This is a genomic window from Tabrizicola piscis, assembly GCF_003940805.1.
Lineage (GTDB): Bacteria > Pseudomonadota > Alphaproteobacteria > Rhodobacterales > Rhodobacteraceae > Tabrizicola > Tabrizicola piscis.
Genome location: NZ_CP034328.1, coordinates 444,342 through 458,428 on the forward strand (window position 1 = coordinate 444,342; position 14,087 = coordinate 458,428).

A 14,087-nucleotide genomic window follows, 5' to 3' on the forward strand; every position below is an offset into this window, starting at 1 on the left:
GATATCATGGCGCACAGGATCGTCACGACCAGCTTTGCAAGTGTCTACCCGCACTATGTGGCCAAGGCGGAACGCAAGGGCCGAAGCAGGGCTGAGGTGGATGAAGTCATCTGCTGGCTGACCGGCCACTCGCAACGCACCCTTGATGCGGTGCTCGCCACCGACACGGACTTTCAAACATTCTTCGCCGAGGCGCCGCGCATGAACCCGGCCAGAAGCTTGATCACCGGTGTGGTCTGTGGAGTCCGCGTGGAGACGGTTGCGGACCCTACCATGCGCGAAATCAGGTATCTCGACAAACTGATTGACGAGTTGGCAAAGGGGAAAGCGATGGAGAGGATTCTGCGGTCTGCATGATGTTCGGAATGGTGCTGTCAGAGCTACGGTGCGGGTCTGAATTCAGGTGGGAAACCGGCTGTCTGTTCTTGAGTCTGCGGAAAGCGGATAGATGGAAAGCACATTGTGACCGCCATCGCCAGCCGAGGCTTCGCAGGTCTGCGGAAGGATCCATGGTTCCTTCGTCGGAATGCCGTTCAAGGCGATCCGGCACCCGTAGGCGCGCTCAAGAAGGTGAGGCGTCAGGACAATCGATGGCGGACCGATAGCCGAAAGTCGGCCATCGATCAAAAATGCGATGCGGTCGGCGAACATCGCTGAAAGGTTCAGGTCGTGCATCACCGCAACCACGCCGCCCCCTGCATCCGCGAACCCGCGCGCGAGACGCATCACCTGAAGCTGGTGGCCCAGGTCGAGGCTCGCGACCGGCTCGTCGAGGAGAAGCCAGCGCGGACCCTGCGGTCCAACCGGGCCCCAAACCTGTGCCAGAGCGCGGGCCAGTTGGCCGCGCTGGCGTTCTCCGCCCGACAAGGTGTGGAATGTATGATCCGTGTGCCCGGCCAGACCCACAGCGTGCAGCGCTTCGGTCAGGACTTCCGGGCGGTCGAAGAAGTCCCCGGCTTCCAACCCCATTGCCACGATCTCACCCAAGGTGAAGGTGAAGGCGACCTCGGTGTCTTGCGGCAAGACCGCGCGGATCCGGGCAAGATCGGACAGGCGGGTTTGGGCCACGTTGTATCCGTTCAGCCGCACCCGGCCTGTCGCCGGAACCTCGCCCAGCACCGCCTTCAGCAATGTGCTTTTCCCCGCACCGTTCGCGCCGCAGATCGCCAGCACCTCGCCCGCCCGCGCCTGAAGGCTGATGCCGTCCAGGACCGTACGGCGGCCGAGCCGAACGTGCAGATCTTCAATCTCCAGCATCCCTAGCGCCCTTTCAGTTGGGTATTGTGCAACAGCATCCACAGAAACACGGGCGCGCCGATCAAGGCTGTGATGATCCCGAGCGGCAGTTCTGCCGGGGCGACGATGCTGCGAGAGACGAGGTCGGCCAGCACAAGCAGCGCTGCGCCCAGAAGGGCTGCGTTTGGCAGAAGGTGGCGGTGGTCAGGGCCCTGCGCCTGACGAAGCAGATGCGGGACGACAAGGCCGATGAACCCGATACCGCCAGACACCGCTACGGACGCCCCGGCAGCGGCGGCGGTGGCAAAGATCGCCCACCCCTTCAGCCGCTGCACATCCGTTCCCATATGCGCCGCCTGCGCCTCGCCCAGCGCCAAAGCATTCAGCCCACGCGCCAGCCGCATAGAGAGCATAAGTGCTGCGCCGATCAGCGGGGCAGCCGCGGCAAGCTTGGCCCAGGTCGCCCCGGCGAGGGAGCCCATGCCCCAGAACGTCAAGTCACGCAACTGACGGTCATCGGCGATATAGGTCAGCACTCCGGTCGCCGCGCCGGCCAGGGCCGACAGCGCGATGCCGGCCAGCAACATCGTGGCCACTTCCGTCCGCTTGCCGGTGGTGGCCACGCGGTAAAGCAGCAGCGTCGTTGCCCAGCCGCCAAGCCCGGCAGCGGCGGGAACGAGCCACGAGCCGAACAGCCCCGCAAGCCCAGCGGGCATAAGGCCGCCAAGGACGATTGCCAGCACCGCACCAAGCCCCGCGCCGGCGCTGACGCCAACGATACCGGGGTCAGCCAAGGGGTTGTGGAACAGGCCCTGCAACAGGACACCTGACACGGCAAGCGCTGCGCCAACCGCCAACCCCATCGCCAAGCGCGGAAGGCGGATGTCGTAGAGGACCACGCGATCACGGGTCGACAGGCCGTCGCCAAATAGGCCAGCCGCAAGGTCGCCAAGGCCAAGGCCCGCCGCACCAGTGGTCAGCGACAGGATCGCTGCGGCGGCGACCAGCCCGGCAAGGGCAAGCGTCAGGCTTGCAGGATGTCGGCGCGATATGGACCGGTCCGATGTAAGGGACAACATCCTGCTAGCCGTTTCCGTAAAGTGCGGCGTGCAGCGCCTGCGCTGCTTCGGGCGTGCGCGGGCCGAAGCCTAGCAGCAGCATCCCGTCCATTCGTATCACGCTGCCGGACTTGGCGGCCGGCGTCTCGGCCAGCGCGGGTTGGGCCATGATATCGCTGTCGCCGATTGCAAGGTCACCCTCGCGGTCCATCATCAGGATGGCATCCGGCCGGGCCGCCAGAACCGCCTCGTCCGTCATGGGCTTGTACCCCTGAAAGCCGGCTGCGGCGTTTATTGCACCTGCAAGACGGATGATCCCTTCAGCCTCGGTCCCCGCGCCTGCGGCCATGACGCGGCCGCCTTGCAGCGACAGGATGAACAGCACCCGCTTTGGCTGGGCCACGCTTGCGGCGCGGGCTTCGGCGGCCTTGAGCCCCGCGCTGGTCTTTTCAGCCAGGGCCTTGCCTTCCCTTGGCAGACCAAGCGCCCCGGCAACCGCTTCGATCTTGGCGATGACGCCCTGCGGATCGGTCGCCTCGGGTACAAGGACAAAGGGAATGCCAGCGGCCTTCAGCACATCCACCGTCTCGGGCGGGCCGGCATCGCCTTCGGCCACGATCAGGCCGGGGTCAAGCGCCAGCACATTCTCGGGCGAAAGCGCGCGGATATAGCCTACGTCCGGCAAGTCCAGCACGCTTTCCGGCCAGTTCGAGGTGCTGTCGCGGGCGATGAGGCTGTCGCCTGCCCCGAGGGCCACGGCAATTTCGGTAACGGAGCCACCAAGAGTGACAAGCCGCATCGCATCTTCGGCGCAGGCCGGATGGGCGAGGGCAAGAGAAAGACAGAAGGCGCGGATCATGCCGGCACCCTTTCGAGCAGCGGGAGGGCCCGGGTCAGGTCGATCCATGGCTGGGCCAGAGTGTTCTTGCGGTAGCCGAAGATTTGCAGGATCAACTCGCCATCAGCCGCGAAAGCCTCGACGCTGAACACATCGCCGGTGCGGGTCGGTTTCCAGACGCGGTAGACTTCAGCGATCCGGTCGGCGCGGAGATGGAGGTTGAAGCGCGGGTCCATCACGTTGATCCAGGGGCCCATGGGGGTGATCCGCTCGATTGGCCCGCCGTGGATCTGGATGCACCCAGCGTTGCCGACGAAGATCATCACCGGAACCCGGCCTTCGGCGGCACGGGTCAGCGTCTGGGTGACGGCCTCCGGCTCCAGCCGGTCGACATAAGGCGCGCCCGCAATGCGGTAGGCCCCTAGCCGGTTCATGCCGTGGTCCTTCACCATCCCAAAAAACTGGTGCGTGTCGGTCATTCTGTCCCACGCGCTGCGCAAGGCAGGCGCACCAAGACTGTCGGCGCGGGCGGCCTCGGCCGGGCGGCGGAGGCTGAGGGTCAAGGTCCGCGCCTGATCGGCCAGCCGCATGTTGCCGATCAGATCGCCCCACAGCGCATGGTTAGATTGCGGTTTAAGGTGGACCTTGTGAACCGCGTCGCCCGCCGCATCGAAGACTTGCAGGCTGCGTTTCGGGCCATCCTCGCCCAACTCCTCCACCGCGAAGGCGTGGACCCAGTGCTTGCCAAAGACCCGCAGGTCGATCTCTGGCCCCAGCACCATCGCCGCAAAGGCACCCGTGCGGTAGTCAAGGTAGCTGCCGATCCGCTCATGCACGCAATGGTCGTTCCGGGTCAACGCCATGACCTCGCCCAGCCGTCCGACCCAAGGCAACAGACGGTCCGGGTCAGCCACAATCGCCGTGGCCCCGTGGCCGACATGGGCGGCGACCAGATCGGCCTCGGTGATGGCGTGCTGCGCGGCGAAATCACGGGCGCGGAGTTTGGGGTTTTCGGCGCGAAGGGCGCGGATCTGGTCGGGGCCGGGCTTGGCCATGGGCATCCATCCTTGTGGTTCAAAAGGGGACGCGCATCTCTGGCGGGAAGCTGGGGCGCTATGATCTTCCGTCACAAAACAGCAGCGACGGATACTTGACAGTTCTACTCAGGATTCTCTAGAAGGCAAATCCAGACAGCGCAAGTCAGAATCTTCTGCCGCCAGCTTAGCCGATCCGGCAATGGCCAGCCCTTCCGCAGACCCAAGCCTTGAAGGGGCCACCATGTCGATCCGCCTGCCAGCACCACGCGCGTGCCTTCTTTCCACCGTGACAATCCTTGCGCTGGGCGCATCCCCAGCCGCCGCGCAGGATCAGGCCGAGGGCGTGTTCCAGATGCTGGGCCGGATCATCTTCGGTACCGGCACCGCAAGGGTGGCGATCGATACCCCGCAGGCGGTCACCGCGCTGGAGCAGGAAGACCTTGACCGCAAGCAGGCCGGCAGCATTGGCGACATCCTGAAAGGCGTGCCGGGGGCGCAGGCGGCGGGGGCCACCTCGCGCCCGATGGGTCAGGCGTTCAACATCCGGGGGATCGGCAACACGGAACAGACCGCCTCGGAGGAGCGTATCAAGGTGGTCGTCGACGGTGCGCCAAAGTTCTTCGAGGCTTATCGGCTGGGCAGCTTCTTCGCCGACCCTGAGCTTTTCAAGCGGGTGGAAATCCTGCGCGGCCCGGCCTCCAGCACGCTTTACGGATCGGGTACCATCGGCGGGGTCGTCGCCTTCACCACCAAGGACGCAAGCGACTTTCTGGCCGAGGGCGAAACAACGGCGCTGCGTTTCAAAGGCTCCTACGCGACAAACGGCGAAGGCACCGGCATTGGCGTGATTTCCGCCCACCGCGCGGGCAATGCCGAGTTTCTTGCAGCGCTCAACGCATCCACCGACAACGCGATGGAGGATGGCAGTGGCACCCGGCTGGAGGCGGGGGATGTCGAGACCACCTCGGCGCTGTTGAAGGGCAAGTGGACATTGGGCGACGATGGGGATCAGGACCTGACCCTGTCCTTCGCCCGCACCGATGGCTTCCTGAACGATGGTCCGGTCGACCAGACCACCGGTACGGCGGGCTTCGGCACGCATGATCTTTCGGTCCTTGATGACACGCTGACCGCCACCTGGCACCACGGTGTGGCCGCGAACGACCTTATCGACCTGACGGTGCAGCTTTCCTACGGCAAGACCGATACCTCCAAGCGCGACTTCTCGCTTGCCTTTGCCTGCGCGCCCGGTCGCAGCGCGGTGCTGTGCGACAGCGATTACGGCTATGAGACGACAAGCCTGAAGATCGAAAACCTGGCCGACCTCTCGACCGGCGCCTGGGAGAATTACCTGACCACCGGCCTGCAGCTTTCGCGGCAGGAACGGACTGCGACGTCAATCGTCGGCCCGCTGGGGTTCCACCCGGAAGGCAGGGACGAAAGGCTTGGGCTTTACGCGCAGGGCGAATTCGTCTGGAACGACCGGTTGACCTTGATCCCGGGCCTGCGCGTGGATTTCGGTGACCGGACACCTTCCGCCGCCACGATTGCCGCCGGCGGCACTTCGGTCGAGGACAGCGCCCTGTCGGCCAAGTTGTCCATGATGTACAAGCTTTCGGATGCCGTCTCGGTCTTCGGCACGCTGGCCAGCACCGAACGGATGCCAACGCTGGACGAGCTTTACTCGGCCGAGAACGGCCAGACCCCCAGCCTCAACCTTGAAAAGGAAGAGGCCCGGACGGTCGAACTGGGGGCCACCTTCCAGCGCGAGGGGCTTTTGGCCGACGGGGACAGTCTGCTTCTCAAGACCACCTTCTTCCACAATGACCTGACCAACCTCATCATCTCCAACACCGACGCCGGTGCAGGCGCCCCCCGCTTCGCCAACGTCCGCAGCGCCAAGATCTGGGGTGGCGAACTTGAAGCCTCCTACGACGCGGATTGGTGGTTCGCCAGCATGGCCTACAGCAATGTCAAATCGCGAGACGGCGGAACCGGGCGTCAGCTGCAGGACACACCGGCTGCGAACGTGGCGCTGACCTTGGGGGCAAAGCTGCCGGACCGTGGCCTGACGCTGGGCTGGAAGGCCTATTACTACGACGGCATCACCAACTACACGACCGGCACCGACACCGTGAATGCGATCGGCTCGTCAGACAGCTTCGACACGCATGACCTTTTCGTCACCTGGGGGCCATCCACCGGCGTACTGGAGGGGTTCGCCGTCAACCTCACCGTCGAGAACGTGTTTGACGCGACCTACAAACCCAGCCTGATGCGGGAAAATGCGCCCGGTCTGAATGCGAAGCTTTCGGTCAGCAAGAGCGTCACATGGTAAAGCTGGCCGTCATTGCCGTCTGGCTTTGCCTAGCCGGAGCGGCCCTTGCGCAGGCGGTAGACAACCCGCCCGCCGTCCACAGCGAAGCGCCGGATCTGGGCACTCTGGCGGCCGAGACCGACGCAGTACCGCAGCTTCCGGGCCTTTGGGCCACGCCTCCCGCCGAGCCTTTGCCGGCGGCGACGGCCGACCCCCTACCAGAGGCGACAGCCAATGAGCCGGTCGACACCGACCTTCTTGGCCTTGTCCTGAAAGCGCACTGGGTCGTGCAGGCGGTGATGGGGCTTCTGGCGCTGGCGGTGGTCGCGGTGCTGACGGTCTTCCTCTTCAAGGCGGTCGAGTTCTCGCTGGCCTTCTCGCGGCTGCGGCGGGCAGGTGCCGGGCTTACGGCGGGCAGCGGGCTTCTTGCCCTGCCGAACAATTGCCCGCTTGCCGAAGCGGCGCGCGCCGTGCAGGGCGAGATGGCCGCCCTGCCCCGGGTTCTGACCACTGACCTCCGCGCCTCGGCGCGCGAACGGCTGGATCTTGCGCTTGACCGGATCGAGGCGCGCGCCGTCCAGCGCCTGCGCTCGGGCACGGGGCTGCTTGCCTCAATCGGGGCGGTCGCGCCCTTTGTGGGGCTGTTCGGCACGGTATTCGGGATCATGAACAGCTTTCTTGCCATCGCCGCTGCGAAGACCACCAGTCTCGTCGTCGTGGCCCCAGGCATTGCCGAGGCTCTGCTTGCCACCGGCATAGGCCTTGCGGCGGCGATCCCGGCAGTGCTGCTTTACAACCGCATCATGCGCCGCATCGCCACGTTCCGGCACCGCCTTGCCGATGGTACCGCGGAACTTCTCCGCCGGTTCAGCCATGAGCTGGACGCGCGCATGACGCCTGCCCGGACGGGGGTGTGACCTATGGCGCTACGGCTGGGCGATGACGACGAGTTGAGCGAGATCAACGTCACACCGTTCATCGACGTGATCCTTGTCCTTCTGATCGTGTTCATGGTGGCGGCCCCTTTGTCCACTGTCGATGTCCCTGTGAACCTGCCCGGGTCCGCCGCCACCGCGACCGACCGGCCGGAAAATCCGGTGTGGCTGACGCTGACGGCCGAGCGCAGCCTTCTGCTGGACCAAAAGCCAGTCGCTGCCGGGGCGCTTGGCCCGATGCTGGACGCCCGCACAGCTGGGGACCGCGAAACGCCGATCTTCCTGCGGGCCGACCGCACAATCGACTATGGGGCGCTGATGGCCTTGCTAGATGCGCTGCGGGGGGCCGGTTACCTGAAGGTTGCGCTGGTCGGATTGGACGGCGCGCCGTGATTGCGCCGCGCGGTCGTCGGCTGGCAGGCTGGGCGCTGGCGGGTGCCGGGGCGGTTGCGCTTCTGGCCGGGGCGGCGGCGCTTGCCCTTGCGGCGGATCGACCGCCACCCGTGCTGATCCTTGATCTCGGCCAGCTTCCCCCCACGGCCCCCAGCATCGCCGCGGTTGCCGAGGCGGCCCCGACTGTGGTCAACGCACCGCCGCTGCCAGAGACCCCGGAAGACGTGATCGAGAAGACCGCTCTGCCCGCACCGATTGTGCCACCCGAAACGGCTGCGGCAGCTGCCGTTTCCCTTCCTGCGCCTGATGTCGCGGTCTCGACCGACATCGCTCTGCCGCCGCCCCCCGACGCGCCCGAGCCTGCGTCAACAAGACCCCGCCCGCGGCCTGAACGTCTGGCAGACGGGGCTGCGGAAGAAGCGGAACCGTTCGAGAAGCAACCCGTCCGAGAGAAGACAGCGACGACTGTCAAGGCAAACGCTGGCACTGCCGGAGCCAACGCCACAAGCCCTGCGACGAAGGCCAAGACGGGGGGAACGATGTCCCCTGCCGCGTATGCTAAAGCGGTCCTGAAGAAAGTTCACGCCACGCGGAAGAAGCCCGGCGCGGGGCGCGGCACGGTCGTTATCGGCTTTACGCTTGCACCGGACGGCGCCCTCGTCTCAGCGAAGGTGCTGCAAGGCTCGGGCAGCGAAAGTCTCGACCAGACTGCCCTCGACCACATCCGCCGCTCTGCACCGTTTCCTGCAGCACCTGAAGGAGCTGGTCGCAGCTTCTCGTTCGAGTTTGTTGGGCGGTAGCCCACACCACTGTCGGCCACCCGCGTCGTCGAAAGGCCCTCCGACACCGCGGATCGGTGCCAGTTCGTCAGTGACAAGAACCAGCAGCCTTCACAGCGGTCAACGGTCTTAAGGCCCGCTGACGCCTGTTGGCGGCCGTTTCAGTTCCACATCCCCTGCGGCGTCGCTCTCGCGAGATGCGTTCGGTGCCGGTGCGGGGTCTGAGGGTCCTCTTGAAAACGGATCTGCCGCAGGGTTTGGCCGCGGAACGCCGTCTGCATCAGCTGACCGCTTTTCTGCAGCCATTTCCTCTCGCTTCCGGGCCCTTTCCTGCTCTGCAAGTTCGGCCGCAAGAACCTTTGCGGCCTCCAGTTCAATATACCGCCGGGTAAGCTGCTCAAGGTTTTGGCTGAACCACTCGGCCATCGCCTCCTCTTCCTGCAGCGATGCCTCCAGCGCAGGGCAAATCTCTGATTTCCCTGCCATCTCTGCCAGGACGATCAACGTGCGATAGGTCGCAATTTCCAGATGTTCGGTCATCATGTCGGCCACGATAGCCTTGAGCACCGCGTCGGAACTGAAGCCTTGCACCGAGGATTGTCCAAGCCCCATCACACTGAGCAACGCATCCTTCACCATGGATGTCGAGCTGCCACAGGCTTCCAGAGCCGTCTGAAGGCGATTGGCTTGCTGGCGGCTTTCCGCAATATGCTGGGTGATCTTCGCCTGCAGGTCGGGATAGTCGACCAGCAAGCCCAATTGTGGTTTCAGGACCGCGATGACCTGCTTTTCCAACGCATGCGCATTGCGCAGGTTGGCGATAAGCGTTTCTTCCGCGACACTGCGGACGGGCGGCTCTTGGGGGATATTTTCCATAGGCATCAGACACACTCCTGTCTATTCGTACCCCAACGCTTAAATCGGGCGAAAGTTCCACTTTGATTGCCCACCAGGTGTTCAAAGTCTTGGGTGGATGCAGATGGTGGACGGAAAGGATAGAGGTTTGGCTGCCACTGGGTTGGCGAGGTAGGGACGGGCTTTTGCCCCCGGCGATACGTCTTTCGTTCGCTGCAAGATGGAGTCGCGCCCGGCCTTGGCCGCCAGCGCCATGAACCCGACAGTCAAGCGCTGATCTGCGATGGACAGCACCGTGCGTCGAGATCGACGATGCGTTGACCCTTTCGGAAGGGGATCAACCTGTCACGGCCCGGCCGCCCGGCACGGCAGATGCTGGTCGGCAAAAGGCGGACAGCGAGCGGTCGTCTCGTCCGACTGCACCACTTTCAATGGCGAGGCTGTCCGGTCTCTAGACATTGCGTTGGGCATGTCCGTGGCTAAGATCGTCTGGGGTGGATGAAAGGCGGCAAATGGATTTCATGAACCTTCTCCGCTCGGCGGAACAGCTGCTTTACGAGGTCGTGTCCTGGCTCGTTTTCTACCCCCTGACCTTCTGGCGCTGCATCATGCGCCCGCTTGCCATGATCGCCTACGCCGAGAAGGAGCTGACCCGCCCGCCTGAAGATCAATTCGCCAACAACCTTAGCCCGCCGATTTTTCTATTCCTGACACTGATGCTTGCGCATACGGTCCAGACCAGCGTGTTCCACAATGCCGCGGTCTTCGAAGGTGTGCTGGCGGATCAGCGCAATCTACTGATCCTGCGCGCTGTCGCCTTCAGCCTCTTCCCGCTTTTTCTGGGGTTGCAGCACGTTCGGCTGTCCGAACAAACCCTAAGCCGCAAGACTTTACGACCGATGTTCTATGCCCAATGCTATGTCACTGTGCCGTTCGTGCTTGCGGCGGACGTCGCAATCATGTTGGGAAATGCCAAGTTTTCGTGGGCAGAACCTGTAGCGGCAGCCGTGTTTCTGGTCGGGCTGATCTGGTACGCCACTGCACTTACACGCGGCTTCAAGGTTCATCGCAATACGACGACGGTAAAGGCGATCGGTCAGACGATCCTGGCCATCCTCGTCGGCGCGGTATGCTTCATCGGAACTTTCCTGTTGTCCCTGCTCAGCGGGTCGGTGACAACAGTAGCCAGTTGAAGTTGGCTCAGGGCGGATCCATCGCAAGCATCCCGGTCGCATCATCGGGGGCACTATAGCCGTTGTCCGGTACGTGCCGACTAAGGCGTCAGTAGATGCAATGACCACTCAGGCCGATCACCGCACCAAGGAGGACCACCCCGCCAAGAAGTCGGGGCGATGCCGCCCAAGGTCCGAGGCGGAGTCAGGCGAACGGGCCGTGACTGATCCTCAGCTCTCCGTGTCGATCGGGGCATGGCCGAGAGCGAAGGCAAACAGGAACCCGGTCCAGTCGTTCAGGATATGCGCGCCGGACGAAACCCAGAGATTTCGCGTAGCAATGAAGGCAAGGGTCAGGAAAATCCTGGCTGATCCAATCCCGATCAGTGCCTGGCCAAAGTTCCAGTCATAGGTCGGCAAATGCGCCGCACCGAAGATCAGTGCCGAAATCACCAAAGCAATCGCGATCCCGGTGCGGCGCGACAGACCGAGACGCGTGATGCACAGCCACAGGACCGCAAGGAACGGCAGTATGCCGAACAATTCTTCTCCGATCAGTTGCGGAATGGTCGGGATCAGGCGCCCGGCAAGCTCCAGGGCCGTCATCTCGCCGACCTGCAATGACACCGGATTGTCGCTGAAACTGACGAATTGCTTGAGGATAAGCGCCACCGCCATGGAGCCCGCAAGCGTCAGCACAGCGAAAAGCACCATCTGCCCGACCTGACGAAACCCCACCGGACGGAAAAGGGCGGCCCAGTGCGGGCCCGCCACCCACCGCAGTGCCAAAAGGGGTATGCCCAGGAACAAAAGCGCCGGGACAAGATCAAGTGGGAAGGTTCCCAAAGGGATCAGGACCAAGCCAGCAAATCCCAGCGCCAAAGCGGCCATCAGGATCAGCCATTGCCTTGCGCCCAGTAAAGTGGGCTCACCAGCATAGTATGGATAATCGGGGGTCTCGGTCACGATAGGCCAGCCTTTCGGGAAGGACGCAAGGGCGGCCGCGCCCCTGCGAAGACGATCAATGATAAGCATAGAGCGCTTTCACTGTGCCGCTGTTGTCCGTCTGGCAGATGGTCATGTTTTGCCCGTTGTGCGTCAAGAACATCTGGACACCCAACCCGTCGCGCAGGAGCGCTGCGCTGACCACTTCGATGAAGGTCGGAGCCGTCGCCTCACGGAAGGCAATCGCCGTTCTCACGTCTTCCGGAAATCGGATCGGGTTGACACTTTCACCAGGGGAACTGGCGGAGAAAACGCCATTGGAATCCAACCTTTTTCCGCCACCTTGGCCGATCTACAGTGAGTGCGCGAATGGATTGAGCCTCACCCCAAGGCGGCTGATTGCCGGGCCGGTCCGGACGTGGTCGATGGGGAAGCCTTTGGGCAAACTGAGGCGGTTTACCTTCAAGCCGAAATCCACTTGCTGCGCCCTTGCGCGCGTTTGGATTTCTGAAGGTCAATCAATCGATTTTCTGCTAAGTGCGCCGCACCGAGTTACCGCCAGCGATGATCTTGTTGATCAAAGCAGCCACCTCGGCATGGGGATGGGATGCGTCTGACGCTTCCGGCGCATTCGCGTGGGAATCGGCAGCATCGCGAAGAAGTCCCATGATCTCACCCTCGGGCAGGATATCGTGGTCATTCAGGGCCAGCAGCAAAGCCTCACAGATCGTGAGGGCGGCCAGTCCGGCAACATTTGCAGAGGGGTTCATACGCGTTCCTTCTTGAGGCTATGCACGCGAGAAATTCCCGCAAAGCTGCTACGCCGCCTCGCATGAAGAATATCAGAAAATTTCACGTCGTTCCTGATATGGGTCAGCATGGTTGAGCGTATTCACGATAGGCTTTGTTTTTCCAACCGTAGATTCGGCCGGCTGAGTAAGCCCTATGAAAGGCGCTCATGAAAACACACGACAGCCCTCTGGCCCGCAAGCTGGGTGCGTTTGTGGCGTTATCCAACAGTGATCTTGGCGTTCTGTCCGACCTCTTCCGCAGACGTCGCCGGTTTGTCCCGCGGAAGGACATGATCTTCGAAGGGCAAACGAACCAATCTGCTTATGTGATGGCCACGGGCTGGGCCTGTTCCTATAAGTTGCTGAAGACGGGCGAGCGTCAGATCGTTGATTTTCAGATACCTGGCGACTTTCTTGGATTGCGGTCAGTGCTGTTCCGGACATCCGATCACAACATACAGCCCATAACCCGGGTGGATGCTTCCGAATTGACGGCGAGCGATTTGCTAAGTGCTTTCCAGCGCACCCCGAGGCTGGCCACAGCTGTATTGTGGGCCGCATCGCGCGACGAGGCGATGGTCGTTGAGCACCTGGTCGGCCTGGGGCGTCGTGACGCGATCGAGCGGATGGCCCATTTCCTGCTCGAACTCTACGCACGCCTGCGCCTTGTGGGACTAGCGGACCGTTTGGACTATGACTGCCCGCTTTCGCAGTACATGCTGGCCGACGCCCTGGGGCTAAGTGCGGTCCACGTCAACCGGGTTCTGCGGCAACTGCGCGACGAGGGGCTTTGCACCTTCAAGAATGGCCGCGTGGTGTTTGACAACTACGATGGGCTGGTCGATCTGGCGGGTTTCGACCGCGCCTATCTCGACCATGAAGGCCCCCTGCTGGCATAGCGCCTCTCGATACTGCCCCAAACGCGAAAATGGTGAGGGCCGGAGGGTCCACCAAAAGGATGGCCGGTGACAGCCAGGACTCGTCCAGCCCTCACAGAACTCACTACTTCAATCGCGCATACTGATTGCACGCGATGCGAGTGTCTTGCACGGGCACAACTTCGCATCACTGATCTATGTTAGGGTCACTGCTTGTTTGCGAAAGACATCTGATCGAATGGGAGGAAGCCAATTGGATGAAGGCTGCGCCTAAAGCTTGGACAAGGTGTTGGACTGGGAACCGCGCCGTTGCCTTCGGAGTTTGCGTCCTGAACAGATGCGAGGACCAAATGCGTTTCCTGATCGCTCCACTTCTGGCAACAGCATTCGTGCTTCCTGTTTCGGCCCAAGAATGCGGGTCCATCGTCAAGTCAGTGTGCATCGCCTCCGCCACTGAAGGACCACAGGTGCGCAAGGTCTTGACGCCGGAGCCAAGTGTCCAAGCATATGCCATTGGTGACCGCTTCCCGATAGAAAGCCGCTCATTGTTGATGGACCCGATGCGGTACAACCTGAAGCCCATCGATGGAAACTGGTTATACTATGCGATGAACGGCGTGGTTTACCGCGTTGAGACACCGACGGGCGAGGTTCTGGAGGTAATCCGTACACGCCGGGTTTCCCATCTGAGGTAAGCCGGGGCAAACCATTTGGTCGTGGCGCAATAGCTGCAAAATCCGCCTGTGCCACTGATTTCAAATTCGCGCTTGCGTGACGTCGAGGTAGCTGCACCGCGCATTGCTACATCGACGAGACGACTGGGAACTGCTAGCCGCTTGTAGCGTTCTATCTT

16 protein-coding genes are annotated in these 14,087 nt (G+C 62.8%); 8 read left to right on the forward strand and 8 right to left on the reverse strand.

From position 1 onward, the window contains the following. The first annotated feature begins 6 nt into the window (after positions 1-6). Entirely contained in the window at positions 7-357 is a 351-nt protein-coding gene (locus tag EI545_RS02085) for a DUF2200 domain-containing protein (RefSeq protein ID WP_245990237.1), read from the forward strand. 42 nt (positions 358-399) lie between these two features. Here EI545_RS02085 and EI545_RS02090 read toward each other — a convergent pair whose 3' ends face one another. From EI545_RS02090 to EI545_RS02105, 4 genes are read right to left on the reverse strand one after another with little or no spacing between them, the layout of a single operon-like run. Then, positions 400-1,257 carry a heme ABC transporter ATP-binding protein gene (locus tag EI545_RS02090; protein ID WP_125323939.1) on the reverse strand — a complete coding sequence of 286 codons (858 nt, stop codon included), beginning with the start codon at positions 1,255-1,257 and terminating at the stop codon, positions 400-402. Between the two features lie 2 nt (positions 1,258-1,259). Then, entirely contained in the window at positions 1,260-2,315 is a 1,056-nt protein-coding gene (locus tag EI545_RS02095; RefSeq protein ID WP_125323940.1) for a FecCD family ABC transporter permease, read from the reverse strand. 4 nt (positions 2,316-2,319) lie between these two features. Further along, positions 2,320-3,153, reverse strand: a complete 834-nt coding sequence (locus EI545_RS02100) for a heme/hemin ABC transporter substrate-binding protein (RefSeq protein ID WP_125323941.1) — start codon at positions 3,151-3,153, stop codon at positions 2,320-2,322. Further along, positions 3,150-4,187 carry a hemin-degrading factor gene (locus EI545_RS02105; protein ID WP_245990239.1) on the reverse strand — a complete coding sequence of 346 codons (1,038 nt, stop codon included), beginning with the start codon at positions 4,185-4,187 and terminating at the stop codon, positions 3,150-3,152. The genes EI545_RS02100 and EI545_RS02105 overlap by 4 nt, the downstream gene beginning before the upstream one ends. Positions 4,188-4,368: 181 nt before the next feature. Here EI545_RS02105 and EI545_RS02110 point away from each other — a divergent pair, with 181 nt between their 5' ends. From EI545_RS02110 to EI545_RS02125, 4 genes are read left to right on the forward strand one after another with little or no spacing between them, the layout of a single operon-like run. Further along, positions 4,369-6,507, forward strand: a complete 2,139-nt coding sequence (locus EI545_RS02110) for a TonB-dependent receptor domain-containing protein (protein ID WP_125323943.1) — start codon at positions 4,369-4,371, stop codon at positions 6,505-6,507. Beyond that, positions 6,501-7,403, forward strand: a complete 903-nt coding sequence (locus tag EI545_RS02115) for a MotA/TolQ/ExbB proton channel family protein (protein WP_125323944.1) — start codon at positions 6,501-6,503, stop codon at positions 7,401-7,403. Before EI545_RS02110 ends, EI545_RS02115 begins: the two co-directional genes overlap by 7 nt. A 3-nt stretch (positions 7,404-7,406) precedes the next feature. Continuing rightward, a complete protein-coding gene (gene exbD, locus EI545_RS02120) occupies positions 7,407-7,814 on the forward strand; it encodes a TonB system transport protein ExbD (protein WP_125323945.1) in 408 nt (135 codons plus the stop codon). Beyond that, positions 7,811-8,614, forward strand: coding sequence for an energy transducer TonB family protein (locus EI545_RS02125; protein ID WP_125323946.1), 804 nt, complete (start codon positions 7,811-7,813; stop codon positions 8,612-8,614). The genes exbD and EI545_RS02125 overlap by 4 nt, the downstream gene beginning before the upstream one ends. Positions 8,615-8,722: 108 nt before the next feature. Here EI545_RS02125 and EI545_RS02130 read toward each other — a convergent pair whose 3' ends face one another. Further along, complete coding sequence (locus tag EI545_RS02130) at positions 8,723-9,475, reverse strand: YciE/YciF ferroxidase family protein (protein WP_125323947.1); 753 nt, start codon at positions 9,473-9,475, stop codon at positions 8,723-8,725. 494 nt (positions 9,476-9,969) lie between these two features. Between EI545_RS02130 and EI545_RS02135 the strand changes: the two genes are divergently transcribed. After that, a complete protein-coding gene (locus EI545_RS02135; protein ID WP_245990241.1) occupies positions 9,970-10,641 on the forward strand; it encodes an MFS transporter permease in 672 nt (223 codons plus the stop codon). Positions 10,642-10,851: 210 nt separating this feature from the next. Here EI545_RS02135 and EI545_RS02140 read toward each other — a convergent pair whose 3' ends face one another. The 3 genes from EI545_RS02140 to EI545_RS02150 all read right to left on the reverse strand — a co-directional run bounded on the left by EI545_RS02140 (position 10,852) and on the right by EI545_RS02150 (position 12,335). Further along, a complete protein-coding gene (locus EI545_RS02140; protein WP_125323949.1) occupies positions 10,852-11,586 on the reverse strand; it encodes a CPBP family intramembrane glutamic endopeptidase in 735 nt (244 codons plus the stop codon). Positions 11,587-11,641: 55 nt separating this feature from the next. Further along, positions 11,642-11,893: a hypothetical protein gene (locus EI545_RS02145; RefSeq protein ID WP_245990242.1), complete on the reverse strand. Its 252-nt coding sequence runs from the start codon at positions 11,891-11,893 to the stop codon at positions 11,642-11,644. 205 nt (positions 11,894-12,098) lie between these two features. After that, complete coding sequence (locus EI545_RS02150; protein WP_125323950.1) at positions 12,099-12,335, reverse strand: hypothetical protein; 237 nt, start codon at positions 12,333-12,335, stop codon at positions 12,099-12,101. 188 nt (positions 12,336-12,523) lie between these two features. On the opposite strand from EI545_RS02150, the gene EI545_RS02155 reads away from it, so the two are divergent. Next, the gene (locus tag EI545_RS02155) at positions 12,524-13,255 is read left to right on the forward strand and encodes a Crp/Fnr family transcriptional regulator (protein ID WP_125323951.1); all 732 of its coding nucleotides are present in this window, start codon (positions 12,524-12,526) and stop codon (positions 13,253-13,255) included. A gap of 329 nt (positions 13,256-13,584) precedes the next feature. After that, positions 13,585-13,929, forward strand: a complete 345-nt coding sequence (locus EI545_RS02160; protein ID WP_125323952.1) for a hypothetical protein — start codon at positions 13,585-13,587, stop codon at positions 13,927-13,929. Positions 13,930-14,087: the final 158 nt, after the last annotated feature.